This window comes from Pseudomonas paraversuta (genome assembly GCF_904067025.1).
Lineage (GTDB): Bacteria > Pseudomonadota > Gammaproteobacteria > Pseudomonadales > Pseudomonadaceae > Aquipseudomonas > Aquipseudomonas paraversuta.
The window spans coordinates 4,835,601-4,862,076 of sequence record NZ_CAJFDA010000001.1 but is presented as its reverse complement, the minus strand read 5'-3'; the positions used below and the strand labels follow the sequence as shown (position 1 = coordinate 4,862,076).

24 protein-coding genes, 1 tRNA gene and 1 pseudogene are annotated in these 26,476 nt (G+C 57.6%); 19 read left to right on the top strand and 7 right to left on the bottom strand.

From position 1 onward, the window contains the following. Nucleotides 1-171: 171 nt before the first annotated feature. On the bottom strand, nt 172-939 hold the full coding sequence (locus JQ848_RS22005) for a sulfite exporter TauE/SafE family protein (RefSeq protein WP_127195654.1): 768 nt from the start codon (nt 937-939) through the stop codon (nt 172-174). 721 nt (nt 940-1,660) lie between these two features. On the opposite strand from JQ848_RS22005, the gene JQ848_RS22000 reads away from it, so the two are divergent. Both JQ848_RS22000 and JQ848_RS21995 read left to right on the top strand, forming a co-directional pair. Further along, nucleotides 1,661-2,530 carry a LysR family transcriptional regulator gene (locus JQ848_RS22000; protein WP_202211193.1) on the top strand — a complete coding sequence of 290 codons (870 nt, stop codon included), beginning with the start codon at nt 1,661-1,663 and terminating at the stop codon, nt 2,528-2,530. 359 nt (nt 2,531-2,889) lie between these two features. Further along, nucleotides 2,890-3,048, top strand: a complete 159-nt coding sequence (locus JQ848_RS21995; protein WP_158525128.1) for a hypothetical protein — start codon at nt 2,890-2,892, stop codon at nt 3,046-3,048. Between the two features lie 257 nt (nt 3,049-3,305). On the opposite strand, the gene JQ848_RS21990 is transcribed toward JQ848_RS21995, so the two are convergent. Further along, nucleotides 3,306-3,382, bottom strand: a tRNA-Arg gene (locus JQ848_RS21990). 348 nt (nt 3,383-3,730) lie between these two features. Between JQ848_RS21990 and gabD the strand changes: the two genes are divergently transcribed. The 3 genes from gabD (at nt 3,731) to JQ848_RS21975 (ending at nt 7,995) form a co-directional block, all read left to right on the top strand. After that, nucleotides 3,731-5,173, top strand: coding sequence for an NADP-dependent succinate-semialdehyde dehydrogenase (gabD, locus tag JQ848_RS21985; RefSeq protein ID WP_003438213.1), 1,443 nt, complete (start codon nt 3,731-3,733; stop codon nt 5,171-5,173). Between the two features lie 175 nt (nt 5,174-5,348). Then, nucleotides 5,349-6,632: a 4-aminobutyrate--2-oxoglutarate transaminase gene (gabT, locus tag JQ848_RS21980; RefSeq protein WP_003438216.1), complete on the top strand. Its 1,284-nt coding sequence runs from the start codon at nt 5,349-5,351 to the stop codon at nt 6,630-6,632. Nucleotides 6,633-6,768: 136 nt separating this feature from the next. After that, nucleotides 6,769-7,995, top strand: a complete 1,227-nt coding sequence (locus tag JQ848_RS21975; protein ID WP_202211191.1) for an HDOD domain-containing protein — start codon at nt 6,769-6,771, stop codon at nt 7,993-7,995. 68 nt (nt 7,996-8,063) lie between these two features. Here JQ848_RS21975 and desA read toward each other — a convergent pair whose 3' ends face one another. Further along, nucleotides 8,064-9,248, bottom strand: coding sequence for a delta-9 fatty acid desaturase DesA (gene desA, locus JQ848_RS21970; protein ID WP_003438223.1), 1,185 nt, complete (start codon nt 9,246-9,248; stop codon nt 8,064-8,066). 149 nt (nt 9,249-9,397) lie between these two features. Here desA and dibA point away from each other — a divergent pair, with 149 nt between their 5' ends. Next, complete coding sequence (gene dibA / locus JQ848_RS21965) at nt 9,398-11,320, top strand: phosphodiesterase DibA (RefSeq protein ID WP_003438225.1); 1,923 nt, start codon at nt 9,398-9,400, stop codon at nt 11,318-11,320. Nucleotides 11,321-11,328: 8 nt separating this feature from the next. Here dibA and JQ848_RS21960 read toward each other — a convergent pair whose 3' ends face one another. Continuing rightward, nucleotides 11,329-11,613, bottom strand: coding sequence for a hypothetical protein (locus JQ848_RS21960; protein ID WP_003438228.1), 285 nt, complete (start codon nt 11,611-11,613; stop codon nt 11,329-11,331). 125 nt (nt 11,614-11,738) lie between these two features. Here JQ848_RS21960 and JQ848_RS21955 point away from each other — a divergent pair, with 125 nt between their 5' ends. Next, nucleotides 11,739-12,398 (top strand): glutathione S-transferase family protein, encoded by a 660-nt coding sequence (locus JQ848_RS21955; RefSeq protein WP_003438231.1) that lies wholly within the window; start codon nt 11,739-11,741, stop codon nt 12,396-12,398. Nucleotides 12,399-12,504: 106 nt separating this feature from the next. Here JQ848_RS21955 and argH read toward each other — a convergent pair whose 3' ends face one another. Then, nucleotides 12,505-13,899, bottom strand: coding sequence for an argininosuccinate lyase (argH, locus tag JQ848_RS21950; protein ID WP_003438234.1), 1,395 nt, complete (start codon nt 13,897-13,899; stop codon nt 12,505-12,507). Nucleotides 13,900-14,164: 265 nt separating this feature from the next. Here argH and JQ848_RS21945 point away from each other — a divergent pair. From JQ848_RS21945 to JQ848_RS21910, 8 genes and pseudogenes are all read left to right on the top strand, one after another. Next, a pseudogene (locus JQ848_RS21945) lies at nt 14,165-14,287 on the top strand (sensor histidine kinase); the annotation flags it as partial. Continuing rightward, nucleotides 14,284-15,030: a LytR/AlgR family response regulator transcription factor gene (locus JQ848_RS21940; RefSeq protein ID WP_003438237.1), complete on the top strand. Its 747-nt coding sequence runs from the start codon at nt 14,284-14,286 to the stop codon at nt 15,028-15,030. The pseudogene JQ848_RS21945 and the gene JQ848_RS21940, both read left to right, overlap by 4 nt. Before the next feature lie 122 nt (nt 15,031-15,152). Beyond that, nucleotides 15,153-16,094 carry a hydroxymethylbilane synthase gene (hemC, locus tag JQ848_RS21935; RefSeq protein ID WP_202211189.1) on the top strand — a complete coding sequence of 314 codons (942 nt, stop codon included), beginning with the start codon at nt 15,153-15,155 and terminating at the stop codon, nt 16,092-16,094. Next, nucleotides 16,091-16,858, top strand: coding sequence for a uroporphyrinogen-III synthase (locus JQ848_RS21930; RefSeq protein WP_003438244.1), 768 nt, complete (start codon nt 16,091-16,093; stop codon nt 16,856-16,858). Before hemC ends, JQ848_RS21930 begins: the two co-directional genes overlap by 4 nt. 16 nt (nt 16,859-16,874) lie before the next feature. Continuing rightward, nucleotides 16,875-18,008: a uroporphyrinogen-III C-methyltransferase gene (locus JQ848_RS21925; RefSeq protein ID WP_202211187.1), complete on the top strand. Its 1,134-nt coding sequence runs from the start codon at nt 16,875-16,877 to the stop codon at nt 18,006-18,008. After that, the gene (locus tag JQ848_RS21920) at nt 18,005-19,246 is read left to right on the top strand and encodes a heme biosynthesis protein HemY (protein WP_202211185.1); all 1,242 of its coding nucleotides are present in this window, start codon (nt 18,005-18,007) and stop codon (nt 19,244-19,246) included. The genes JQ848_RS21925 and JQ848_RS21920 overlap by 4 nt, the downstream gene beginning before the upstream one ends. A 215-nt stretch (nt 19,247-19,461) precedes the next feature. Beyond that, the gene (locus tag JQ848_RS21915) at nt 19,462-20,001 is read left to right on the top strand and encodes a disulfide bond formation protein B (RefSeq protein ID WP_010656885.1); all 540 of its coding nucleotides are present in this window, start codon (nt 19,462-19,464) and stop codon (nt 19,999-20,001) included. A gap of 177 nt (nt 20,002-20,178) precedes the next feature. Next, nucleotides 20,179-20,664, top strand: a complete 486-nt coding sequence (locus JQ848_RS21910) for an Rsd/AlgQ family anti-sigma factor (RefSeq protein WP_003438254.1) — start codon at nt 20,179-20,181, stop codon at nt 20,662-20,664. A gap of 55 nt (nt 20,665-20,719) precedes the next feature. Here JQ848_RS21910 and JQ848_RS21905 read toward each other — a convergent pair whose 3' ends face one another. After that, a complete protein-coding gene (locus tag JQ848_RS21905; RefSeq protein ID WP_003438256.1) occupies nt 20,720-21,385 on the bottom strand; it encodes an FKBP-type peptidyl-prolyl cis-trans isomerase in 666 nt (221 codons plus the stop codon). Nucleotides 21,386-21,631: 246 nt separating this feature from the next. Between JQ848_RS21905 and JQ848_RS21900 the strand changes: the two genes are divergently transcribed. Then, nucleotides 21,632-22,663 carry an AlgP family protein gene (locus JQ848_RS21900; RefSeq protein ID WP_202211184.1) on the top strand — a complete coding sequence of 344 codons (1,032 nt, stop codon included), beginning with the start codon at nt 21,632-21,634 and terminating at the stop codon, nt 22,661-22,663. On the opposite strand, the gene JQ848_RS21895 is transcribed toward JQ848_RS21900, so the two are convergent. Then, complete coding sequence (locus JQ848_RS21895) at nt 22,660-23,124, bottom strand: TIGR02444 family protein (RefSeq protein WP_160626407.1); 465 nt, start codon at nt 23,122-23,124, stop codon at nt 22,660-22,662. The genes JQ848_RS21900 and JQ848_RS21895 overlap by 4 nt on opposite strands. A 50-nt stretch (nt 23,125-23,174) precedes the next feature. Between JQ848_RS21895 and JQ848_RS21890 the strand changes: the two genes are divergently transcribed. The 3 genes from JQ848_RS21890 to JQ848_RS21880 all read left to right on the top strand — a co-directional run bounded on the left by JQ848_RS21890 (nt 23,175) and on the right by JQ848_RS21880 (nt 26,459). Further along, complete coding sequence (locus tag JQ848_RS21890) at nt 23,175-25,085, top strand: ATP-binding cassette domain-containing protein (RefSeq protein WP_003438265.1); 1,911 nt, start codon at nt 23,175-23,177, stop codon at nt 25,083-25,085. Then, nucleotides 25,085-25,642 (top strand): mechanosensitive ion channel family protein, encoded by a 558-nt coding sequence (locus JQ848_RS21885; protein WP_003438267.1) that lies wholly within the window; start codon nt 25,085-25,087, stop codon nt 25,640-25,642. The genes JQ848_RS21890 and JQ848_RS21885 overlap by 1 nt, the downstream gene beginning before the upstream one ends. A gap of 184 nt (nt 25,643-25,826) precedes the next feature. Further along, nucleotides 25,827-26,459: a LysE family transporter gene (locus JQ848_RS21880; protein WP_202211182.1), complete on the top strand. Its 633-nt coding sequence runs from the start codon at nt 25,827-25,829 to the stop codon at nt 26,457-26,459. Nucleotides 26,460-26,476 lie beyond the last annotated feature (17 nt).

Below are 26,476 nucleotides of genomic sequence, written 5' to 3'. Positions count from 1 at the left end.
TCCGGGGCAGCCACAGCATGAGAGGAGACGGCAGGCAGAAACGACAAAGCCCGCACAGGGCGGGCTTTGTCGGGTTGCATGTGTCCGGAGGATCCATCCGAGTCATACCCCCAACTGGTGATCAGTCGAAGCGAGTGGCTGGCCGCAGGGATTAAAGCTTGAGCTTATCCCCTACGAAAATAGAGACAAGCCCATTCTGCCTATCAAAAATATAAGCAGAATCAGGAAAAATATCCTGATAAAGCCGCTTCCGTAACGGAGTGCCAAGAAAACACCGGTGAGAGAACCTGCCATATTGCACAGAGCAACTACACCGCCGATAGTCCATAAGACGTTGCCAGACGGAACAAAAAACATAAGCGCTGCGCTAAACGTACCCAGATTAACCAGTTTTGCAGAGGCCGATGCGTTTAAAAAATCGAAGCCAAAAAATTTTACAAATATAAAAAGCAGAAGACTACCGCTGCCAGGGCCAAAGACACCATCATAGAAACCAATGAGGCCACCAAACAAAACCCCTGAGATAATCTCCTTTGATCCGCAATGTTTATTAGAAGCCACCAAGCCTAATTTTTTTTCCGTGAAAGTATAAATGGCCATGGCTATCAGGATGAAAAAAACAACAAACTCCATTAGTTTTTTTGGCACGATAGATACTGAGAAGGCACCAAGAAAGGCAAATAGAAATGCGGAAAGCATGGTGGGAAGCATTAACTTCCACATGATTTTTATTCGCTTTACATAGCTGAATATGGAAGATAAATTGCCCGCCAAAACAGCCAGTTTGTTAGTTCCGAAAACAGTAGCTAGACTTTGCTGAGGGAGGGCATGCAAAAGTGCCGGCAGTTGTACAAGCCCGCCACCACCGACTGCAGCATCTATCAAGCCGCCGCAAAAGGCAAAAAAACCTAGCGCGATCAAAGTTTGTTCAAGATCCATATAATGGATCCTTGTGCAACTTAAATTTCCAACAATAAATCATGACATTTCTCTTGGTTTGAGCTCTGCATTTTTCGAGATATACCGATTAGCCTATGGCTCGTTTGAAGAAAGATAATCGGTATATCCCTCTGGCTATAGAAACTGGCTCTATGAGGTCAGGGCTTGGTGCATAGCCGCAAAAGCGTTTCCTACTCTTTCATTGTAATTGAGCATAGTTCCTTTCAGTCGACCCAACTTGAAAGTTATATCGGCCGTTCGAGCATATGCTTGTGCTGCAGCTAAAGCATGCAAGCCATGCTTGTTTTCCACTTCACCAGAATGTCCCATGACCTATCCTTTAGCGTTACGCAAACTCTGAGTGTTCGTTTTCAGAGAAGGATTGAGGGTGAGTAACGTGTCCTCTATGTATTGGGCAATGAAGTTGTACTCTGGACCATTCCAAATCTCTGAAGCGATAGAAACCATCATCGCCTCCATGATTGAGTATTTATGCTCGGCTGAACTCAAAGCTGCCTTATGTTTTGCTACGCCGGTGTTGTACAGAAACTCTGAAAATTCGTTTCATTCGCGTATTTTATATTTGTCTTCAACCCAGGCCGTGGCACCAAACGCTGCGGTCATGTAACCGTACATACCGTCATCTACAAATTAAACGAGTTGAATGCTTGCAACAAGTGACTTATAGTTATTCCATCATTCACTTTAAGTGAGCAATGACATGGAGTTGTCTCAGTTAGCGATGTTCAAAGCAGTGGCCGATCAAGGAAGCATTATCCGCGCCTCTGAACTGTTGCACTGTGTTCCGTCAAACATCACAAACAGAATCAAGCATTTAGAAAGAGAACTCGGGGTCTCGTTATTTATAAGGAAAGGCCGGGGGCTTGTAATCAGCCCTTCCGGGCGGTTGTTTCTTGGCTACGTTAACAAGATCCTGTCTTTGAGTGAGGAATCAAAAAGAGCCCTCGATCCCGCCGCAGCGCCGTCGGGAAACTTGAAAATTGGCGCTATAGAGTCATCCGCCACAGGCAGGTTGCCCAAGCTTTTATCAAAGTTCCATCAGCTCTATCCTTCTGTACAAATGCAGTTTAGTACGGGGGATTGGTCGCAATTATCAAACGATGTGGTCAGCCATGAACTGGATGGAGCAATCATCGCTGTCAGGCCTGAGCACCCGGATCTTGAAATCATTGAGATTTACAAGGAGGAGTTGGTCTTGATCGCCTCTCCGGCTGCGGGGCGGATAAATGAGCCGCAGGACTTGAGTGGCACTGATATATTCATGTGGCCTGAAGGATGCCCTTACAGGAAGGCGTTGGTAAGTTGGCTGGAGAGGCATGAAGTATCAATCCCCATAACAAGCATAGCCAGTTATGGCACAATCCTGGGGTGCGTAAGTTCCGGAGCAGGCGTGTCGTTAGTTCCGAAAGGTTTGTTTGAGCAGTTCGGGCGGTTCGGAAGTATAAGTGAATATATGTTTGAAGATTTATTGCCTGTGAAAAATTATTTCATATCGAACAAAAACGTTGAATTTCATCGTGCAAAAGATAAGTTTTCCGAGTTGCTGAAAGAAGAATTTAAACACCTGTGATAAGTAGCCTTGTTCATAGCCGTATCCGGGCAAGGTGCGGCTGATCAAGCTATATCTGATTTCCAGTTATTTTGCCTCCACTCACTGATTCAGGAGGCGGCATAAGACTGGTATGGGGGCTATTTCGAGTGGCATGGGCGGCGGGGTGTTTGCCGGTCGGCGCGCTTTTGCTGGTTGTGGTGGTTTTTTCTGGCTCCCACCTATCATCAATTGGGGCTGTTAACCAATGATCTGGCTATCCACGCGTTCAGCCAAGCGCTGAGACCGACGGAGGTGATCAGCACGCAGGCGTGGCTTCATGCAGTGTTCGACACCCAATGGGCTGATGGAGCCATTACTCACCTATCCGGAGCAGGCCTATGACCGACATAGCCGCTGGGGATACATGGCAAGTAGATATCAGTTCAACTGAAGCAGGCCAACGACACGATGCGCTCGGCAAATCGAGCGCTGACATTGTGACGATGTTGCCGCTCTATTCGTTCTCGGTTTTTCGCACGCGCACATTCGAGAGTTGAATCAGAAAGGTGGCTTTCGATCATTCGTGCCCAGGCTTGAGCGTCGTCGGATTTGGTTTCGAAGGTTTTGCGTTGGGCTGGATAGCCCTTGCGACGGATCTGCGCTTACCACTGATACTCGCCGCGATTCCTGATGGTTGCCATTTCGACCATTCCCGCCACGTTCAAGTGTGGAAATTTTTTGGCAAAAACGACTTTCAGGACCAGGACAGGTTTCTGTCAGTAGCGCTATCCCCTGTAATACAAGGGAAAGAAGATGGTGCACCAGGCGGGATTCGAACCCACGACCACTGCCTTCGGAGGGCAGTACTCTATCCAGCTGAGCTACTGGTGCAATGCGGGCGCCATAATACTCATCTGTGTGGCGTCCGTCCATGCTGCTGATTCGTCAGGTGTTTCCGGACGCGTTTTGGGCTATTAATGGATGCCGGGGGAAAAATGGGTAATAGACAGCCGCTTGTTCTTTTTTTCGAACAGCCTATTGTCCTTTACCCCCATTGATCCTAGGATTCGTTTGAGATTTCAAACGCTCTTGTCTGAGTGCTGAACCGCACGGCTAAAATTTAGTGCGTTATTTAGATACTTTGGCAGTGAATGACTTCCTGACGGCAGCCTTCCATGGCGCCTTTCTACTATCAATAATTCGCTCCGCGCCTGCGCGGTGCTGTTAAGGAAAGCCAACATGCAGCTCAAAGACGCACAGTTGTTCCGCCAACAAGCCTACATCGATGGTGCTTGGGTGGATGCGGACGGTGGTCAGACGATCAAGGTCAACAACCCGGCTACCGGTGAAATCATCGGTACCGTGCCAAAAATGGGCGCAGCCGAAACCCGTCGCGCGATTGAAGCTGCCGACAAGGCCTTGCCGGCCTGGCGCGCACTGACCGCCAAAGAGCGTGCAACCAAATTGCGTCGCTGGTTTGAACTGTTGATTGAAAATCAGGATGACCTCGGTCGCCTGATGACTCTGGAGCAAGGCAAGCCACTGGCCGAAGCCAAGGGCGAAATTGTCTACGCTGCCTCGTTCATCGAGTGGTTCGCTGAAGAAGCCAAGCGCATTTATGGCGACGTGATCCCGGGTCACCAGCCGGACAAGCGCCTGATCGTGATCAAGCAGCCTATCGGTGTGACGGCTGCAATCACGCCCTGGAACTTCCCGGCCGCGATGATCACCCGTAAAGCAGGCCCGGCTTTGGCCGCTGGCTGCACCATGGTCATCAAGCCTGCTTCGCAAACCCCGTTCTCGGCCCTGGCCCTGGTTGAGCTGGCGCATCGTGCCGGCATCCCCAAAGGTGTGCTGAGCGTAGTTACCGGCAGCGCTGGCGACATCGGCGGCGAGCTGACCAGCAACCCGATCGTGCGCAAGTTGTCCTTCACCGGTTCGACCGAAATCGGTCGTCAACTGATGGCTGAATGCGCCAAGGACATCAAAAAAGTTTCGCTGGAACTGGGCGGCAACGCGCCGTTTATCGTGTTCGACGACGCGGATCTGGATAAGGCCGTCGAAGGCGCGATCATTTCCAAGTACCGCAACAACGGCCAGACCTGCGTCTGTGCCAACCGTCTGTACATTCAGGACTCGGTGTACGACGCGTTTGCCGAAAAACTGAAAGTGGCGGTGGCCAAGCTGAAGATCGGTAACGGTCTGGACGAAGGCACCACCACAGGCCCCCTGATCGACGACAAGGCCGTAGCCAAGGTCAAAGAGCACATTGCCGATGCCCTGAGCAAAGGCGCCACTCTGTTGAGCGGTGGTAACAGCCTGGAAGGCAGCTTCTTCGAGCCGACCATTCTGATCAACGTGCCGAAAAACGCAGCCGTGGCCAAGGAAGAAACCTTCGGTCCGCTGGCGCCACTGTTCCGCTTCAAAGACGAAGCCGAAGTGATCGCGATGGCCAACGACACCGAATTCGGTCTGGCGTCGTACTTCTATGCCCGTGACCTGAGCCGTGTGTTCCGTGTGGCTGAAGCCCTGGAATACGGCATGGTTGGCGTCAACACGGGGCTGATTTCCAACGAAGTCGCACCGTTCGGCGGCATCAAGGCCTCGGGCCTGGGCCGTGAAGGTTCCAAGTACGGCATCGAAGACTATCTGGAAATCAAATATCTCTGCCTGGGCATCTAACCCGGCGGGTGGTTCAGCAGGAGGGGCACGAGAGCGCTGCCCCCTCTGTGTTTCAAATCGTTAATTTCTGTGGCCGGGAGCCCCATGCCAGTCGATCATCGCATGCTGGCATTGCTGTCTCCCTGGCGCGTCAGCCTTGAACCACGCCGTTTGATTCGCGGCGAATGAGGACACTATGAGCAACAAGACCAACGCATCCCTGATGAAACGCCGTGAAGCCGCTGTCCCGCGCGGTGTTGGCCAGATTCACCCGATCTTCGCCGAGTCGGCAAAGAACGCCACGGTTACTGACGTAGAAGGCCGTGAGTTCATCGACTTCGCCGGCGGTATCGCAGTACTCAACACCGGTCACCTGCACCCGAAAATCATTGCCGCCGTGCAAGAGCAACTGACCAAGCTGACCCACACCTGCTTCCAGGTATTGGCTTACGAGCCGTACGTTGAGCTGTGCGAAAAAATCAACGCCAAGGTGCCGGGCAATTTCGACAAGAAAACCCTGCTGGTCACCACCGGTTCCGAAGCGGTCGAGAACGCCGTGAAAATTGCCCGTGCTGCCACTGGCCGTGCCGGTGTGATCGCCTTTACCGGTGCTTACCACGGCCGCACCATGATGACCCTGGGCCTGACCGGTAAAGTCGTGCCTTACTCGGCCGGCATGGGCCTGATGCCAGGCGGTATCTTCCGTGCCCTTTACCCGTGTGAACTGCACGGCATCAGCGTTGACGATTCCATCGCCAGCATCGAACGCATCTTCAAAAATGACGCTGAGCCTAAAGACATCGCTGCAATCATCATCGAGCCGGTACAGGGCGAAGGTGGTTTCTACGTGGCTCCGAAAGCGTTCATGGCCCGCCTGCGCGAACTGTGCGACAAGCACGGCATCCTGCTGATCGCGGACGAAGTGCAAACCGGTGCTGGCCGCACCGGCACTTTCTTCGCCATGGAACAAATGGGCGTTACTGCCGACCTGACCACATTCGCCAAATCCATCGCTGGCGGCTTCCCGCTGGCCGGTGTATGCGGCAAGACCGAGTACATGGACGCCATCGCTCCAGGCGGCCTGGGCGGCACCTACGCCGGTAGCCCGATTGCTTGCGCGGCTGCGCTGGCAGTGCTCGAAGTGTTTGAAGAAGAGCACCTGCTGGACCGTTGCAAGGCAGTTGGCGAGCGTCTGGTCACCGGCCTGAAGGCCATTCAGGCGAAGCACCCGGTCATCGGTGATGTCCGTGCGCTGGGCGCAATGATCGCCGTCGAGTTGTTCGAAGGCGGTGATTCGCATAAGCCAAACGCAGCCGCCGTGGCTCAAATCGTTGCCAAGGCACGTGACAAGGGTCTGATCCTGCTGTCGTGCGGCCCTTACGGCAACGTGCTGCGGGTGCTGGTGCCGCTGACCTCGCCGGACGAGCAGCTGGACAAAGGCCTGGCCATCATCGAAGAGTGCTTCGCTGAACTGGCTTGAGTCCTGACTCGCAAGTTGTGACTCGATAGACAAAAAAAACCGCTTCGGCGGTTTTTTTTGCTTTGAGCGATTCATTCGGGTGTATCCACCGGCTGCCTTTGACTAAGGTGCAGGCCTTACGCCGGGAGCTAAATGCATGACAGTTGTAGATTCAATGGCAGTACCGAGCGTACTGATTGCCGAGTCTGATCCGTGGACCCGGGATTTGCTCAAACACGTAGTACTGAGTGTGCGCTGTGATGTGCAGCTGGATGTGTGTGAAGAAGGTCGGCAGGCGTTCACCCTGTTGAGCCAGAAAACCTATGACCTGGTGATCGCCGACGCAGACTTGCCCGCAATGGGCGGTCTGGAGTTGCTGCGCACGGTACGCCAGCGCCGGAGCAGTCCAGTGCGGGCGTTTATTTTGCTCAGCGATCGCAGCGACATTGCCAGTGTGCGCGAGGTCTTGCCATTGGCCCCCACGGCCTACCTGACGAAACCGCTGGATATCAGTGGGCTGACCCGGCGCTTGCAAGGTCTGTTGCTGAGTGCCGGGCAAGAAGTCTTGTGTGGGGTGCCGGGGTTGGCGCCCGGCATGACCCTGATACGCTTTTTGGCGCAGCACCGTGCAACATCCGATGGTGCGCCGCTAATGATTGATGCAGAGGCGGCAGTCAGACACAGTATCGGCCCCGTCGGACCGGATCTCGCGTTGCTTGAGCAACAAGTGCGGACCGATCCGCAAATCAGTGCCGTCTTGATTGCCGCGGCCAACAGTGCGGCCCGGCACCCTGTGAGCCCGGCGCAGACGCTGTCACAAGCGCTGCAGAGCCTGGGTCCGGGTCGAAGCATGAATCTGGTGCTGGGGCTGACCCTCAAGCAGCGTGGGCAACTGAGTGATCCTTGTCTTTCGGACTACGCCGAACAGCAGTGGGCCGTGTCGCGGCGTGCGGCCGGATATGCTTACGCGCTGGCGCGGATGCTCAATCTTGATCATCAACGCTGCTATTGCGCGGGGCTGCTGCACCGCCTGGGTGACCTGGCGGTGTTGCGCTGCTTGCAGGAGTGGCAGCTGGCCGGTGGTGCGCTCGACACCAGGGTCATTGACGAGTCACTGGCCGAATTCGGAGCAGCCTATGGCTCGGCCTTGCGCACACGCTGGCGCTTGCCGCTGGAACTGCGAGAGTTGATTGCGGCGATTTATCACTTGGGCGGAGGGGTCTATTCCCGTGAGGCGCTGGTAATGAACCTTGTGGGCCAGATGGTGAAACTGACGACTGAAGAGGAGATCAGTGAACTGGCCAACTGCAAAACGGCACGTTTACTGAGAGTCGGCACGCCAGAGTTGTTGCGGCTGATCCAGGCGCCAGAGGGCTGCGTCTGAGTAATCGAACCCTGTGTGGGAGCTGCAACCCAGCTCCCACACAGGGACATGCGGGAGCTGTATAGCCTTTACACCGCTGCAGGGCGCAGCGAGTAGGTTTTCAGCTGATGGGCAAACTCGCGCAGCGACTGAATTCCGCTGGCTTCTGCCTCATGTACCCATTCCTTGATCGCCGCCAGCATGTCGTGACCATTGGTGCTGGTTTTGAGCCAGATCTGTTGCAGGGCCAGGCGCTTCTCGTAGATCACTTTAAGCGAGTGGCTATGCTCGAGCATGGTTTCGATACGCTGGTGATGGCGTTCTTCCAGCAGGCTGGTTTCGCGCGACAGCAGGCGCTTGGCGCGGCGGAACTGGTGGCGAACCGAATGATCAACCTTGGCCAGTTCTTGTTGCACCAGCGGCGCGATCACCAGCTTGCGGTACTGGGCCATGATCTGGAAACGGTTGTTGAGGATCGCCATCGCGGTGTCCATGTCCAGACTGCCCTTGCCTTCAACCCGGTGGGCGATCGGAGCAACACGCTGAACCTTGGCCAGACGCAAAAAGCTGAAGACTTTGATCCAGGCCCAGCCCAGGTCAAATTCCCACTTCTTGACCGACATCTTGGCCGAGTTGGGGTAGGTATGGTGGTTGTTGTGCAGTTCTTCGCCGCCAATGATGATGCCCCATGGCACCAGATTGGTCGCGGCATCGCGGCATTCAAAGTTGCGATAGCCCACTGCATGGCCCAGGCCGTTGACCACGCCCGCTGCCCATACCGGGATCCACATCATCTGGATGGCCCAGATTGTCAGGCCGATGGCACCGAACAGCAGCAGGTCGATGACCAGCATCAAACTGACACCCAGCATTTTGTAGCGCGAGTAAAGATTGCGCTCAATCCAGTCTTCAGGGCAGTTTTTGCCGTAAATACGCAACGTCTCGGGGTTCTGCGCCTCTTCGCGATATAGCTCTGCACCTTTTCGCAAAACGGTCGATAACCCTTTGATGACCGGGCTATGGGGGTCATCAGCGGTTTCGCACTTGGCATGGTGTTTACGGTGGATGGCTGTCCACTCGCGGGTATTTTGTGCCGTGGTCAGCCACAGCCAGAAACGGAAGAAGTGTTTCAGGCCACCGTTAAGCTCCAGGGAGCGGTGCGCTGAATAGCGGTGTAGATAAACCGTGACGCCGATAATGGTCACGTGGGTCATCAACAGGGTGACTGCAACCAGCTGCCAGGCTGACAAGTCGAGAAAACCGTTGTACCACATAGGCTGTTTGGCCCTCGGGAAGATAAAAAAAACTGCAACACGCATTATCCCCATGCAGCCAGATAAAACCAGTCGCCCTTTCAGATAAGAGTGCCTTGATGTTTCTTACTTTATAATCCCCCTTTTTTTGTAGGTACTTTGACTTTCTTATGTCGGTTTCTTATCGCGATGCCTTGCGCGCGGCCTTGTCATACGGGCTGTTATCGGTTTTATGGCTGCAAATAACTGATCATTTATTGAACAGTTATTTCGATGATTCAGCGCAGTTGGCCCACTGGCAGCTCATAAATGGTTACGTTTGGGCATTTATAAGCACCTTCCTGATTTTTATCGCCCTTGGCCGCCTGTCCGGTTTTCTGGGGCAGGGCGTCAGCTTGAAGCGTCAACGGCAGGATCAAGAGCGTCTGCGCCAAGCCGCAGTGGTGTTTGACTGTACCCGCGAAGGAGTGCTGGTAAGCGACCGCAATGGCGTGATTGTGCATGTGAATCGCGCACTGGTTGAAATCACCGGCTACCCGGCACAAGAAGTTCTGGGCCAGCGGCCCAGCATGTTCAAGTCGGGGCGCCATGGCCCCGAGTTCTATCAGGCGGTGTTCAAGTCATTGCAGGAAAACGGTGACTGGCAAGGCGAGATCTGGAACCGGCGCAAAAGTGGCGAGATCTACCCGCAGTGGCAAATCGTGCGTGCGCTCACCGATTCCAAGGGGCAAGTCACTCATTACGTCGCGGTCTTTACCGATATCTCGGCGATTAAAAAATCCCAGACCGAACTGGCGCGGCTGGCGCACCACGACCCACTGACAGAGCTGCCCAATCGACTGTTGTTCACCGATCGTACCGAACAGGCGCTGGCCTCGGCACAACGTCACGCATCGGGCTGTGCGTTGCTGATGATCGATCTCGATCATTTCAAAATCATCAATGACAGCCTCGGCCATAACGTTGGCGACCTGTTGCTCAAGGCTGTTGCCGAGCGTTTGCAGAGCGTGTTTGGTAAAGGTTTCACCGTGGCCAGACTGGGCGGTGACGAGTTTGCCGTGCTGGTCGAAAGTTGTCCCCAGGTGACTCAGGCTGCCGCACTGGCACAGCAGGTGCTGGAGCTGATGAAGGGCGCGTTCGAGATCGATAAACATCAGTTGTTTGTCAGTGCCAGTGTTGGCATCAGTGTGTTTCCCAATGATGCAGTGAACGCTGAACAACTGCTGCGCAACGCCGACTCGGCCCTGTTCAAGGCCAAAAAATCGGGCCGCGAAGGCTACGCCCTGTACACCGAAGAGTTGACCGTCCATGCGCAGTACCGGATCGAGGTGGCCAGCGATCTGCGCCGGGCCCTGGAGCAGCAAGAGCTGCGTGTGTACTACCAGCCGGTTCACGACCTGCAGAACAGTCGACTGATCGGCGTCGAAGCACTGGTGCGCTGGCAACATCCACTGCGCGGGCTGGTGGCGCCGGGGGAATTTATTCCCATTGCCGAACGTACCGGGCTGATTGCCGAAATCGACGCCTGGGTATTGGAACAGGCCTGTTGGCAGATGTGTCAGTGGCAATCTGCCGGGGTAGAGTTGTCGTTTGTCGCGGTCAATATTTCCAGCCGGTTGTTTGCCCGTCCCGAGCTGTACAACCTGGTCTCCACGGTGCTGGCCGATACCGGTCTGGACCCGGCGTTATTGGAGCTGGAAGTCACTGAAAGTGCCGTGATGGAGGACTCCCAGGGGGCCCTTGAGCAGATGCACCGTTTGCGCAAGCTGGGTTTGAGACTGGCCATCGATGATTTTGGAACGGGTTTTTCATCACTGCTGCGGCTCAAGCAATTGCCTGTGCAGAAACTCAAGATCGATCAGGGGTTTGTCGCGGGGCTGCCGGATGACAATGACGATGTGGCCATTGTCCGGGCGGTCATCGCGTTGTCGCAAAGCATGGGCCTGCAAGTACATGCCGAGGGTATCGAGCAAGCCGCGCAGGCGAAGTTCCTGCTCGACTTGAAATGTGATCTGGGCCAGGGCTACTGGTTTGGGCGCCCGATGCCTGCCAGTGAACTGGACTGGCAGCGAGCCCCCGCCATTGGGCCCTGAGCCGCGACTCAGTTTTTCTCGGGTGGCAGGGTCGGCAGTGCACGCAGGGCTGCTTCGTACCACTCGGTGTTGAAGGCGCGATCTTCTTCGAGGATCGCGTCAATCTCTACGGCCAGCACGTGGGCCATCATCTGCAGGATTTCTTCGCGTTCGTAGCCCACCAGCGTCAACTTGTTGAACGTGGCTTTGGCTGCAGGCGGGTTGTCGCTTTCGATCTGGTTTTCAATCGCCTGGATCAGTGTGGATTCGGCGAACTCTTCTTCGTCGTTATCGATATCAACTGGCTCGCTCATGGGCAGGCTCCTCAAGTAAAGGCGGGCAGTCTAACTGTATTCACGTGGCTGATGCTGCTAGCCAGTGTAGCGGCGAAGTTCTATAACAACGGCTGCCAACCCCGATACGGCCTGGAGGCTTTGTAATGATCAAGCTTTATGGATTCGCAGTCAGCAACTACTACAACATGGTCAAGCTGGCGTTGCTGGAGAAGGGCGTCCCATTCGAAGAAGTCCCGTTTTTTGCCGGACAGACCCCGCAGGCACTTGCGATCAGTCCGCGTGGCAAGGTCCCGGTGCTGGGCGTCGATCAGGGCTTCATCAACGAAACCAGTGTAATTCTTGAATACCTGGAACAGACCCAGCAGGGGGAAAAACTGCTGCCGTCCGATCCGTTTGAGCGTGCCCAGGTATTGGCGCTGACCAAGGAAATCGAGTTGTACATCGAATTGCCGGCGCGCGCCTGTTATGGAGAAGCCTTCTTTGGCATGCAAGTGCCCGAGGCGATCAGGGACAAAGCCCGGGTCGAGTTGCTGGAGGGCATCGCTGCTCTCGGTCGACACGGCAAGTTCGCGCCTTATGTGGCAGGTGACACGCTGAGTCTGGCGGACATTTACTTTGTGTTCAGCGTCGATCTGGCCTGTGCTGTTGGCCATAAGGTGTTCGGCCTGGACCTGCTGGCAGAGCATCCGGCAGCCCGGGCACTGCTGGAGCGTCTGCAGCGCAACCCCCACGTGCAGCGAATTGTGGCCGACAAGGAAGCGGCCATGCCGCAATTTCTGGCCTGGATCAGCAGCAAGAAATAACCCTGCCGGGATTTGCAGGGCAATAAAAAACGGGCGCTCAAATGGCGCCCGTTTTTTTATAACCCGCAAAACCTTGTAGCCGCTGCCTGCAGCAGCGGTTATAGCTTTAGCGAGTGGCCAGCAGTGCCTTGCCACGAACAACCGCAGCCTTGACCTGTGCAGGTGCAGTGCCGCCGATGTGGTCGCGGGCATTGACCGAGCCTTCCAGGGTCAGTACGGCAAAGACGTCGTCTTCGATCTGATCGCTGAACTGGCGCAGTTCTTCGAGGCTCATTTCAGCCAGATCCTTGCCGGTCTCCACGCCGTACTTCACGGCGTGGCCGACGATTTCGTGGCAGTCGCGGAACGGCAGGCCACGGCGAACCAGATAGTCGGCCAGGTCAGTGGCGGTCGAGAAGCCGCGCAATGCCGCTTCACGCATGATCGCGTGCTTGGGCTTGATCGCAGGGATCATGTCTGCAAACGCACGCAACGAGTCGCGCAAGGTGTCAGCCGCGTCGAACAGCGGTTCCTTGTCTTCCTGGTTGTCCTTGTTGTAGGCCAGTGGCTGGCCTTTCATCAGGGTCAGCAGGCCCATCAGAGCGCCGAAGACACGGCCGCTTTTGCCACGAACCAGTTCCGGCACGTCCGGGTTTTTCTTTTGCGGCATGATCGAACTGCCGGTGCAGAAGCGGTCTGGCAGATCAATGAACTGGAACTGGGCGCTGGTCCATAGCACCAGCTCTTCGGAGAAGCGTGACAGGTGCATCATTGCAATGCTGGCCGCAGCGCAGAACTCGATGGCGAAATCGCGATCGGACACGTTGTCCAGCGAGTTACCGCCCACGGAATCAAAGCCGAGCAACTGAGCAGTGAATTCGCGGTCGATCGGGTAGGTGGTACCGGCCAGTGCCGCGCTGCCCAGCGGCATGCGGTTGGTGCGTTTGCGGCAGTCGACCAGACGTTCGTAGTCGCGGCTGAGCATCTCGAACCATGCCAGCATGTGGTGACCGAATGTCACCGGCTGGGCGGTTTGCAGGTGAGTGAAGCCGGGCATGATGGTCTCGGCTTCGCGCTCGGCCTGCTCCAGCAGACCTTTTTGCAGACGTGTGATTTCAGACAGGATCAGGTCAATCTCGTCGCGCAGCCACAAGCGGATGTCGGTGGCGACCTGGTCGTTGCGGCTACGTCCGGTGTGCAGTTTCTTGCCGGTTACGCCGATGCGGTCGGTCAGACGCGCTTCGATGTTCATGTGCACGTCTTCCAGATCGATGCGCCAGTCAAAGGTGCCGGCTTCGATTTCGCTCTGGATGGTTTTCAGGCCTTCGATGATGCTGTCACGCTCGGCATCAGTCAGCACGCCGACCTTGGCCAGCATAGTGGCGTGGGCCACGGAGCCCATGATGTCGTGACGATAAAGGCGCTGGTCGAAAGTGACGGAGGCAGTGAAGCGCGCAACGAAGGCGTCGACGGGTTCACTGAAGCGGCCGCCCCAGGACTGATTGGTCTTGTCGGTGCTCATGGATTCGCTCGTAATCGGCTGAGGGGAGTTACACAGAAAGTTACTGCAGATCATAACAGGGTTGCCAATCGTGGCGTTGACCCAGGTCGGCAGGTTTCAGGGGAAGTAAGGTATAAACAAATACCGGAACGAAATGTATTGATTGAGTACTTTCGTCTTGGCAACCGTCTACAGTTGCTCGTATGGATGAGTCATTGCATGTCTTTGTAGAATGCCAGACGCATCCGGTATTAAATCGAGCAACAGATGCAGGTGATTTTTTGCTGCGAGGTTTGCGGCACTTTTTGGCCTTTTCGCTAGTCTTAGCGTGGATCGCCGTGACAGCCGTCACATCACCTGTCTACGCTATCCTTGTGCGAGACTCACGCAGGAATACAGCGCTATATGAATGTCCTGATCGTTGATGACGAACCTCTGGCCCGCGAGCACTTGAGCGATGTGCTCCGTACGCTCGGGGGTTACACGTTGCTGGAGCCTGGCGCCTCTCATGGCGAAGAGGCATTGAGCCTGATCGAAAACCTCAAGCCGGATGTCGTGTTACTTGATATCCGCCTGCCGGGGCTCGATGGGCTGCAGGTTGCAGCCAAATTATGTGAGCGCGAATTACCGCCCTCGGTTGTCTTTTCCGTGGCCCCTGACGAATTTTCCCTGCAGGCCCTGCAAGAGAGCGGTGTCAGCTACGTGCTCAAGCCGGCAACCGCCGAAGCCCTGGGTGCTGCATTGAAAGAGGCGCACCGGCCCAACCGCGTTCAACTGGCGGCCCTCACCCGTCCTGCCGCGCAAACCGGCAGTGGCCCACGCAGTCACATCAGTGCCAGAACCCGTAAAGGGATTGAGCTGATTCCTATCGACCAGGTGATTTACTTTATTGCTGACCATAAATACGTGACCTTGCGCCACGAAGGCGGCGAAGTCCTGCTCGACGAACCACTCAAAGCCCTTGAGGACGAGTTTGGTCAGCGCTTCGTACGGATCCACCGTAATGCGTTGGTCGCCCGTGACCGGATCGAGCGTCTGCAGCGAACGCCGCTGGGGCACTTCCAGCTGTTTCTCAGGGGCTTGAATGGCGATGCGCTGATTGTCAGCCGCCGGCATGTAGCGGGTGTTCGCAAAATGATGCAGCAACTCTAACCCGCGCCAACAGGCGCGGGGCCGGGTTTTGGGCCAGGGAGGCCGGGTACTTCTGATACAAGTCAAAGCTGTTTTGGCTGAGCTGTTATTATCAGCCGTATCTTTTCAGTACGGATTGATCCATGTCCTCTCGCGAAATCCGCATCGCTACCCGTAAAAGCGCCCTGGCTCTGTGGCAGGCCGAATACGTCAAAGCCCGTTTGGAGAAGGCTCACCCGGCTCTTGTGGTGACGCTGGTGCCCATGGTCAGCCGTGGCGACAAGCTGCTGGACTCGCCACTGTCGAAAATCGGCGGCAAGGGTCTGTTCGTCAAGGAGCTTGAAACGGCTTTGCTCGAAAACGAAGCCGACATCGCAGTGCACTCGATGAAAGACGTGCCCATGGACTTCCCTGAAGGTCTGGGCCTGTTTTGCATTTGTGAGCGCGAAGACCCGCGCGATGCCTTTGTCTCCAATACCTTCGCCAGCCTCGACGATTTGCCCCAGGGCAGTGTTGTCGGCACCTCGAGCCTGCGCCGCCAGGCCCAGCTTTTAACCCGTCGCCCCGACCTCGAAATCCGCTTCCTGCGCGGTAACGTCAATACCCGTCTGGCCAAGCTGGATGCGGGTGAATATGACGCCATCATCCTTGCTGCTGCGGGCCTGATTCGTTTGGGCTTTGAAGATCGCATCACTTCGCCAATCAGCATTGAGCACAGTCTGCCGGCAGGTGGGCAGGGCGCGGTCGGTATTGAGTGCCGCAGCAGCGACCATGAAATTCACGCCTTGCTGGCGCCGCTGCACCATGCCGACACGGCTGTGCGGGTCACTGCCGAGCGCTCGCTGAACAAGCATTTGAACGGTGGCTGTCAGGTCCCGATTGCGTGCTATGCGGTACTCGAAGGTGAGCAAGTCTGGCTCCGGGGTCTGGTGGGCGACCCTGGCGGAGGACTGCTCCTGAGCGCCGAGGCGCGTGGCCCGCAAAGTGCCGCTACGGAGCTTGGGGTACAGGTGGCTGAAGATCTGCTGGCTCAAGGAGCGGGTGCCATTCTGCAGGCGGTCTACGGTGAGGCAGGGCACGAGTGACAGGCTGGCGCTTGTTACTGACCCGGCCCGCTGACGAGTCGGCGGTTTTGGCGAGCGAGCTGGCCGCCGCCGGGGTTTTCAGCAGCAGCTTGCCCTTGCTGGCAATCCATCCGCTGGCGCTGACTGATGAGCAGTTGGAGCTGATTGCCAATATTGACCGCTATTGCGCGGTGATTGTGGTCAGCAAGCCGGCGGCCCGCCTTGGCGTTGCGCTGGTCAAGCAGTACTGGCGGCAAGCGCCCGCTCAAAAGTGGTTCAGCGTCGGTGCCGCCACGGCGCAGATTCTCACCGACCACGGCCTTGATGTTAGCTACCCTCAAAGCGGTGACGACAGCGAAGCCCTGTTGGCGCTGCCGGTGTTTATCCAGGCAGTCGGGTGTGCTGATCCCAGGGTTCTTATCCTGCGTGGCGAGGGCGGCAGAGAGCTGCTGGCTGACCGCCTTCGAGGTCTGGGTGCCCGGGTCGACTACCTTGAACTTTACCGTCGAGAGTTGCCGTCATACCCGGCGCAGGTACTGCCCGAGCGGGTCAAAGTGGAACGCCTGAACGGTCTGGTGGTCAGCAGTGGGCAGGGCTTTGAACATTTACACCGCTTGTCGGGCCTTGCCTGGCCCGGGTTGGCACGTTTACCGTTGTTTGTTCCAAGCCCTCGGGTTGCCGAGATAGCGCGCAGCGCAGGGGCGAAAAACGTTGTGGATTGTCGTGGCGCAAGTGCCACGGCTTTGCTGGCGGCGCTACGGGAGCATCCCGTACCCGCTTTCTAATGCAAAGGATGGATACGTGAGCGATAGCGATACAGTCGTGCCAAAAGAACACGTGCAGCCGGCGCCGGAAGCGTTGGCTCAAAAGCCTGTTACGACGCCGGAGCGTCGGGGCAATGGCCTGGCCGTGGTTGCACTGCTGCTGGGTGCCGCCGGTATGGCTGTCGGCGGTTGGGGGGTGTGGCAGGTGCGTCACCTGCAAACCAACACCGAACAACAACTGGGCGAAGTCCAGGCCCTGGCGGCACAAACACTGTCGATCAAGCAAACCGAGCAAGTCCTGCTGACGCGCCTTAACCAGCTGCCATCCGCCAGCGAGCTGGATAACCAGCGCCAGTTGGTCGTGCAGTTGCAAGGCGATCAACAGCGCCTCAATCAGCGCCTGGAGACGGTACTGGGCGCCAGCCGCAAGGATTGGCGTCTGGCCGAGGCCGAGCACTTGCTGCGCCTGGCCAGCCTGCGCTTGTCGGCATTGCAGGACATCAGCAGCGCACAGGCACTGGTGCAGGGCGCCGATGACATTCTTCGCGAGCAGAATGACCCCGGCTCTTTCGCCGCACGTGAACAGCTGGCCAAAAGCTTGACCGCATTGCGCAGCGTTGAGCAGCCGGACCGTACCGGGCTGTTCCTGAAGCTGGGCGCCTTGCGCGATCAGGTGGCAGACCTCAATGCATTGGCTCCGCAATACAAGGATGCTGGCGACTCGCTGCTGGGCCTTACGGCCGATGGCGATGGTGCGAGCCGCTGGGCGCAATGGTGGGATGAAATCTCGCACTACATCCGCATTGATTTCAACGCCGATAAAAATGTGCGGCCGCTGCTGGCAGGTCAGAGCCTGACGCAGGTGCGCCTGGCCCTGAGTCTGGCGCTGGAACAGGCCCAGTGGGCCGCCCTGAACGGCCAGGAAGCGGTCTACGCCCAGGCTTTGGCGCAAGCGCAAGAAGTGCTCAAGGGCAACTTCAATCCGGACAATACGCAAAGCAAAAAAATCCTTGAACAGGTGATTGAGCTGAGCAAGCAACCGGTCACGGTGAAAACCCCGGATCTTGCTGGCACCTTGAGTGCGGTACAGGCCTATCTTGAGCGTCGCAACGTGAATGCTGATGAGCCGGGCAAGGCGGCTGCCAACCCGGCGCAGGAGACCAGCCCATGAGACGCTTTTATGTGATTGTGTTTTTGTTGATTGCAGCTGCGGCCTGCATCGGCCTGGCAATCGCCGAAGACTCGGGCTACGTATTAATCGCCTACAAAAGCTTCCGTTACGAATCCAGCCTATGGGCCACTTTGGCGCTGCTGGTGGTGCTGTGGTTGCTGGTCTGGGGCATCAAGCTGCTGGTCGAGCTGGTCACGGCGTCGACCGGTCTGGTCAATCCGTGGTCGCGGCGCAACCGCAGCCGGCGCACGCAGATTGCCATCGAGAATGGGCAAATTGACCTCGCTGAAGGGCGCTGGGCCAGTGCCCAGAAACACCTGGCACGCGCCGCCGAAGCCGAGCGCCAGCCTTTGCTGTACTACCTGGGGGCGGCACGGGCAGCCAGCGAGCTGGGGCACTACGAAGAGAGCGACAACTTGCTTGAGCGTGCTCTGGAGCGTCAACCCCAGGCCGAACTGGCGATAGCGCTGAGTCATGCCCAGTTGCAGATGGATCGCGCTGACACCCAAGGTGCGTTGACCACCTTGCAGGCCATGCATGAGCGCCATCCGCACAATGCTCAGGTATTGCGTCAGTTGCAGCGCCTGTATCAACAGCGTGGTGACTGGACGGCACTGATCCGGTTACTGCCCGAGTTACGCAAAGACAAAGTGCTGCCGGCCAGTGAGCTGGCGGAACTGGAGCGTCGTGCCTGGGGCAAGAATCTCAGCTTCGCGGCTCAGCGCGAAACCGAAGGCGAAGCAGGGCTGCAATCGCTTCAGCGCGCCTGGCAACAACTCACCTCAGCCCAGCGCCAGGAGCCCGCTCTGGTGCTGGCATACGCTGAGCAATTGCGCCGTCTGGGTGCGCAAGCCGAGGCCGAGGAAGTCCTGCGTGGAGCGCTCAAGCGCAACTACGACAGCCATCTGGTGCGCCTCTATGGCCTGCTGCGGGGCAGCGATCCAGTGAAGCAGTTGCAGACTGCAGAAGGCTGGCTCAAGACGCATCCCGGCGACGCCAGTTTACTGCTCACCCTGGGTCGTTTGTGTCTGCAAAACAGTCTGTGGGGCAAGGCGCGGGACTATCTTGAAAGCAGCCTGAAAATCGAGCGCAACCCTGAAGCCTGTGCCGAGCTGGCGCGACTGTTGGCGCAATTGGGCGACACGACACGCAGCAACCAGTTGTTTCAGGAAGGTTTGAATCTGCTGGATGAGCGTTTGCTGGCGCTGCCTTTGCCGGCTACGGCCACCAGCCTGTAAATGGCGCAGTCCGGCTTGCGCATGGGCGCAAGCCGGACGTTGCAGGTCAGATAGCGCGACACTGGCTGACATGTCTTACGAAGCCCATTCGTAAGGATTACCTGATCTATTGGCAATTGCGTACGTTCTTTCGGACAGTTCCTAGCGGGCGACCTTGAAAGGGCTGATGGCTTTCATCTACCGTAATCGACTGTCTATTTTGTTACGGAAAAGCCATGTCCCTGGCATGCTCACGGTTCATTTTTCTTTTAGTGTTTCTGGCCGCGGCTTTGACCATGGGCGCTTCATTGTTCCTGGAATACGGGGTGGGGCTCGAGCCCTGCCTGTTATGTCAGGCGCAACGCGGCTTTTTGCTGGGGATATGCCTGGTCAACCTGATGGGCTATGTGCATGGCCCGCGTCGTGCGGGCATGTGGGGCTATTCCATTGCGTCCATGCTGCTGGCCCTGGGTGGCGCTGCGAGCGCACTGAGGCAGGTGCTGATGCAACGTCTGGCGCCCGAACAGCTGATGTTTTGCCAACCCGATCTGGCCAGTATCTGGCGCGACCTGTCCCTGAATGAGATTTTCTCGATGATCTATCGGGGAAACGATGTATGCGCACACATTAGCTGGACCGTGCTTGATCTGAGCATTCCCGAGCTAAGCCTGCTGGCCTTTGTCGGCTTGAGTATCGCTGGCGGCTTTCAGGTCGTCAGCTCGATTTACTATCGCAAACCCCGTGCGCCTGCGACCCGGAGTAGCAGTAAGTATTAAACGCTTGTATGAACATTCTCTCGTGGGTACCTTGAAGCAGTTGCCGTGCGGGCATAATCTGGCCCGCACGCATTATTGGAATTATGCCGCCCAATACCGGTGCGCTTTGCACATTTGGGTTCAGACAGGCCTGGCTACAGTCAGGCGGCGTGGGCCCACAAGGGAAGAGAGACCGTCATGCTAGAAAGATGTCAGAGTGCTCAGGAACGTTTTAATGGCGTCCACAAGCTAATTGATAACTGGTTGCATGAGCGCCGCGAACTTGTGAAGGCTTACGATGCCGTCGATGTAGAGCAAAGGTCTTCCAATCCCAAGCGTAAAACCCAAAAGGAGTTTTGCCAGGTATTGGTCGATTACGTTTCGGCAGGCCATTTCGAAATTTATGAGCAGCTGAACGACGAAGCCAAAGCGTTCGAAGACGATAAAGGCCTTGAAGTCGCCAGTACCATTTACCCAAGACTTGAAGCCATTACACAAGCCGCGCTGGATTTTAACGACCAATGCGATGGCAAGGACCACCGTCCGGACTGCGAAAAGCTGGCGGCGAAATTCCAGGTGCTTGGAGAGCTGCTACATGAGCGGTTTGAACTCGAAGACTGTCTGATTGAAGTGCTGCACAACGCGCACAAGCAAAAAGAAGAAGTTCAAGCCATCGAGGCTTAGGTGGGGTGGGGTTGAAAATGGTGCGCATGGCGCGCCATTTTTCGTTATGGGCCGCTCACTTTCTGATATCGAGCAACTCGACTTCAAATACCAGGGGCGTGTAGGGCGCGATCAGATCTCCCGCACCCTCTGTGCCGTAAGCCTGGCTCGAAGGTATTGCCAGCCGCCACTTGGCGCCGACTGGCATCTGCACCAGCGCACTGCGCCAGCCCGCGATAACGCTGTCCAGGCGAAACCACTGAGGCTGAGTGCTCTGGTCGAATATTGTGCCGTCCGGTAGCCGCCCCACATAGTTCACCAACACCGAATCCTGTACGCCGGGTCTGGCTCCTGTGCCGTGCTTGAGCTCGGTGAGGATGATGCCGTCAGCCAGCTCCCGTGCCTGTGGCTGCTGTTTTTCCTTCAACAAAAAGTCACGCTCGGCGCCGAGTGCCATTTCACTCTGCGGGCGGGCTGACGCGGTTTCGGCCTGGGCCTGATGCAGGGTGAGGATCTGCTCGATGCGCTCATCACTCAAGGCCAGCGGTTTGCCCTGGTAAGCCGTACGCAGACCTTCGATCAACGCCTGCAGTTGCAGTTCGGGGACTTCCTGACGCAGACGCTCACCCAGGCTTGCGCCCATGCTGTAAGCGAGGTCATGGGCAGCATCGGAGCCTGGCGTTGTGGCCGCATGGGTCAAAGGGGCAAGGCACAACAACGTCAAGAATAGGTAACGCGGCATGGGCACTCTCCGGCCTGAAGTGCGGGGGATTATGCCAGCGCTGACGCGCGCACTCCGGATTTTATTCGGGGTTTAAAAACGTTTGGCCACCCGACAGAATTACTCGGGGCACAGCTTAAAGATTGATCTGGCACAAGTTTCTCAGTGCCATGCAACCCACAGCTATCGTTAGTGTCAACATGCCCTAGCGGCGCTTACTACAGAGGTCTAGTATGAGCCGCACTCACTTCAGCCAGGAGGTAAACCATGTCGGCCAACAAGAAGCCTGTTAATACGCCGTTGCACCTGCTCCAACAGCTCTCAGGCAGTCTGCTTGAGCATTTGGAAAACGCTTGTTCTCAAGCGTTGGCTGATGCTGAGAAACTGCTCGCCAAGCTTGAAAAACAGCGCGGCAAAGCTCAGGAAAAACTGCACAAGGCGCGTGAAAAACTGCAGGACGCTGCTAACGCAGGCAAGTCCAAGGCGCAGTCCAAAGCCAAGGCTGGGGTTAAAGAGCTCGAGCATCTGCTCGATACACTCAAGGATCGTCAGACCGAAACCCGTACCTACATTTTGCAGCTCAAACGCGATGCCCAGGAAAGCCTGAAACTGGCCCAGGGCATTGGCCGGGTCAAAGAGGCAGTAAGCAAAGCCCTGTCGACTCGCGATGCCAAGCCTGCAGCGTCGAGCAAAAAATCGGCAGCAAAAGCCTCCGCTAAATCCTCCGCGAAGGCCCCGGTCAAAGCAGCCGCCAAACCTGCCGCCAAAGCGCCTGCACAAAAGCCGGCAGCGAAACCTGCGGCCAGGCCGGTAGCAGCCAAAGCCCCTGCCGCCAAGCCAGCAGCCGCCAAAACAGCTGCTGCAAAACCTGCGGCCAAGCCGGCAGCGACCAAAGCGGTTGCGGCCAAAGCACCGGCCAAAGCACCGGCTAAAGCCCCTGCCAAAGTCGCGGCCAAACCTGCGGTCAAAACCGCTGCCGCCAAGCCTGCGGCCAAACCAGCAGCCAAGCCTGCCGTAGCGGCCAAGCCCGCCGCCAAGCCTGCCGTAGCGGCCAAGCCCGCCGCCAAACCTGCTGCCGCCAAGCCTGCCGTAGCCGCCAAAGCGCCGGCCAAGCCTGTGGTTAAACCAGCCGCCAAGGCACCAGCCAAACCGGCTGTTAAAAAGCCTGTGGCCGCCAAGCCGGCCGCCACTGCTGCCAAACCGGCTACAACCCCCGCTGCGGCACCAGTGGCCACTGCGCCGGCGCCAACTCCGGCACCTGCAGCAACCCCGGCTACAACCCCCTCCAGCGCTTCCTAAGCGCGGTTGATTGCGGCGCGCAGCCTGTGCAGCGCGTCGCAATCAGGATGGCTGGCACTGCTCGCCATCTTGTTCAACCAGTCGCAATTGTCCCCGGACCGGGTTGACGACCAGCCTTGTGTCGCCGCCTCCAGGCGTTGCAATAACGTACGCTCAGCCTCCAGCTCCAAAGCCTTGACTTGCATGCGTAGCGCGCTCAGCGAATCATCCTGTGCGGCCGCATCGCGCCACCGGATCCGCAGCTGGCGTAACGGTTGCACCACTTCGCGTTGCCATGGCCCGGCGCAGACTTTTAAATGTTCAAGGCGCGCTTCGCTGCAAGCCACCCCGCGCTCTTGCAACCAGGCCGCACAGAGCAACAGGCACACATCCAGGCCCTGCGCTTGCAGGCTCAGACACGCTTGCTCTACCCCGGGCCGGGCATAGAGGTTCAAACAGTAATTCCACAGGTCAGTCTGCATAGTGCAATTCGCGCCAGTTGAGAGGGAAGCTGGTAGACTCCGCCGCCATTATGATCCGACTTCAGAACCTGACTTTACAGCGTGGCCCGCAACGTCTGCTAGAAGACGCCGAGCTGACCCTGCACGCCGGCCACAAAGCCGGTCTGGTCGGCGCCAACGGCGCCGGTAAATCCACTTTGTTCGCCTTGTTGCTGGGTGAGTTGACGCCTGATTCCGGGGATTGTCTGCTGCCGGCCGACTGGCGGATTGCCCACATGCGGCAAGAAATCGACACCCTCGACCGCATCGCGATCGATTACGTGCTCGATGGCGACTTGCGCCTGCGCCAGGTGCAGGCCGATCTGGCCAAGGCCGAAGCCGACGAGGATGGCGCCGCACAGGCGCGCCTGCATGCCGAGCTGGACAGCGCGGACGGCTACACCGCCGATGCCCGCGCCCGCAAAATGCTCGCCGGGCTGGGCTTCACCAACGAACAGATGGATCGGCCGGTAGCCGATTTCTCCGGTGGCTGGCGGATGCGCCTGAACCTGGCGCAGGCCTTGATGTGCCCGTCCGACTTGTTGCTGCTCGATGAGCCGACCAACCACTTGGACCTCGACGCCATCCTGTGGCTCGAAGACTTCCTCAAGAATTATCCGGGCACCTTGCTGCTGATCTCCCACGATCGGGACTTCCTCGATGCCGTGGTCGACAACATCGCCCACGTTGACCAGCGCAAAATCACCCTTTACCGCGGTGGTTACAGCGCCTTCGAACGCGCCCGTGCCGAGCGTCTGGCCCAGCAGCAACAGGCCTACGAGAAGCAGCAGGCGCAACGTGCGCACATGGAAAGCTACATTGCCCGCTTCAAGGCCCAGGCCACCAAGGCACGTCAGGCCCAGAGCCGGATCAAAGCCCTGGAACGCATGGAAGAGCTGAGCGCGGCCCATGTCGACTCGCCGTTCGATTTCGTGTTCCGCGAGGCGGTCAAACTGTCCAGCCCGCTGCTGGATTTGTCCGATGCCCGTTTGGGCTATGGCGACAAAACCATCCTGGAGAAGGTCAAGCTGCAGTTGGTCCCGGGCGCCCGTATCGGTTTGCTCGGCCCCAACGGCGCCGGTAAATCGACCTTGATCAAAAACCTCGCAGGCGAGCTGGAGCCGTTGTCGGGCCGTCTGGCCCGAGGCGAGAACCTGGTTGTCGGCTATTTTGCCCAGCATCAGCTCGACTCGCTGGACTCAAAAGCCAGCCCGTTGTTGCACATGCAGCGTCTGGCGCCGGCCGAGCGCGAGCAAACCCTGCGCGACTTCCTGGGCGGTTTTGACTTCCGTGGTGCACGCATCGACGAGCCGGTACTGAATTTTTCGGGTGGCGAGAAAGCCCGTCTGGCCCTCGCGCTGATCGCCTGGGGCCGTCCGAACCTGCTGCTGCTCGACGAACCCACCAACCACCTTGATCTCGAAATGCGTCTGGCGCTGACCATGGCTCTGCAAGAGTTCAGCGGTGCGGTACTGGTGGTGTCCCACGATCGGCATTTGCTCAAAAGCACCACGGATGAGTTCCTGCTGGTGGCAGACGGCAAGGTGCAGGAATTCGACGGCGACCTCGAAGACTACGCCCGCTGGCTGGCTGATTATCGCTTGCGCAACGCGCCGGCCAGCAACACGCCGGTCAATCCTGACAAGACCGATAAAAAGGCTCAGCGTCAGGCTGCTGCAGCGCTGCGTCAGCAGTTGGCACCGCACAAGCGCGAAGCTGACAAGCTTGAAAGCGAACTGGGCAAGGTCAATGAAAAGCTGGCCAAAATTGAAGCCAGTCTGGGCGACAGCGGCGTCTACGAAGCCGCGCGCAAAGACGAATTGCGCGAGTTGCTGGCCGATCAGGCCAAGCTCAAACAGCTGGAAGGTCAGCTCGAAGAGCGCTGGATGGAAGCCCTGGAGCTGCTGGAAACCCTGCAGGCCGAGCTGGAAGCACTGTCCTGATGGAAGCCCTGCATTTGCCAGTTCCCGCCGAGCTGATAGCACCGCTGTGGCTTGCCCTGCAGATCTTGCTGATCCTGCTGGCGGGGTACTTCTCGCAGCGCATCGTGGCCCGGTTCCTGACCCGACTGAGCGAGCGTTATCCGTTTCCGCCGCAGCTGCTGATGCCGCTGCGGGGCGGCTTGCGCTGGTTCATCATGGGCAGTGCCTTGATCTTCGTTCTCGAGCGCCTCGGCGTTTCGGCCACGGTGCTGTGGACGGCCCTCTCGGGTTTTGTCGCGGTTGCGGCGATTGCCTTCTTCGCCATGTGGAGCGTGCTGTCCAACCTGCTGTGTGCGGTGTTGATCTTCACCGTGGGCCCGTTTCGGATTGGCGACGTGGTGGAACTGCTCGACACCCTGGACAAGCCAGGGGTCAAAGGCCGGGTCGTGGCCATCAACCTGCTCTACACCACCCTGATCGAGCCTGCAGAATCCGGCAGTGGCAGCAGCATGGTGCAAGTGCCCAACAGCCTGTTCTTCCAGCGCTCTGTACGGCGCTGGCGCGAAGGCGATCTTTGACCCTGCCCGATGTGGGAGCTGGCTTGCCAGCGATAGCACCCTGCAGCAGCCCGGTCAGATCGTGTCGTGAGCATCGCCGGCAAGCCGGCTCCCACAGGTAGCGGCCAACTACAAAAATCAGTGGTCAATTTTCAGCCAGCGCATTAGCTTAAGGACTTGTTACAGCATTTGTCCGAGGTGTGGGATGTCGTTGGAAACGTGGTTGGCCTTTTTCGCTGCTTGCTGGGTCATCAGTCTGTCGCCCGGTGCGGGTGCTATTGCTTCGATGTCGTGTGGCCTGCAATACGGTTTCTGGCGTGGTTACTGGAACGCCCTGGGCCTGCAACTGGGTCTGGCACTGCAGATTGCGATTATTGCCGCCGGTGTTGGCGCAGTGCTCGCCGCCTCGTCCACCGCTTTCTATGCGATCAAATGGTTTGGCGTGGCTTACCTGGTTTACCTCGCGGTCAAACAATGGCGTGCATTGCCGGCGGACCTCAGCGATAACGCTGCCGTGCGCTCCATTGGCAAGCCGCTGGCGCTGATCTTCAGAGGATTTCTGGTGAATGTCAGCAACCCCAAGGCGCTGGTATTCATGCTTGCGGTCCTGCCGCAGTTCGTCGACCCGAGTGCACCGCTGGTGAGCCAGTACCTGACCCTGGGTGTGACCATGATTTGTGTCGACCTTATTGTCATGGCCGGCTACACCGGTCTGGCTTCGAAAGTCCTGCGCTTGCTGCGCACGCCTACGCAACAGCGGCGCATGAACCGCACTTTTGCCGGTTTGTTCGTCGGTGCGGCAGGCTTTCTGGCGACGCTGCACCGCGCCACCAGCTAAAGATCTTGAGTCACGGT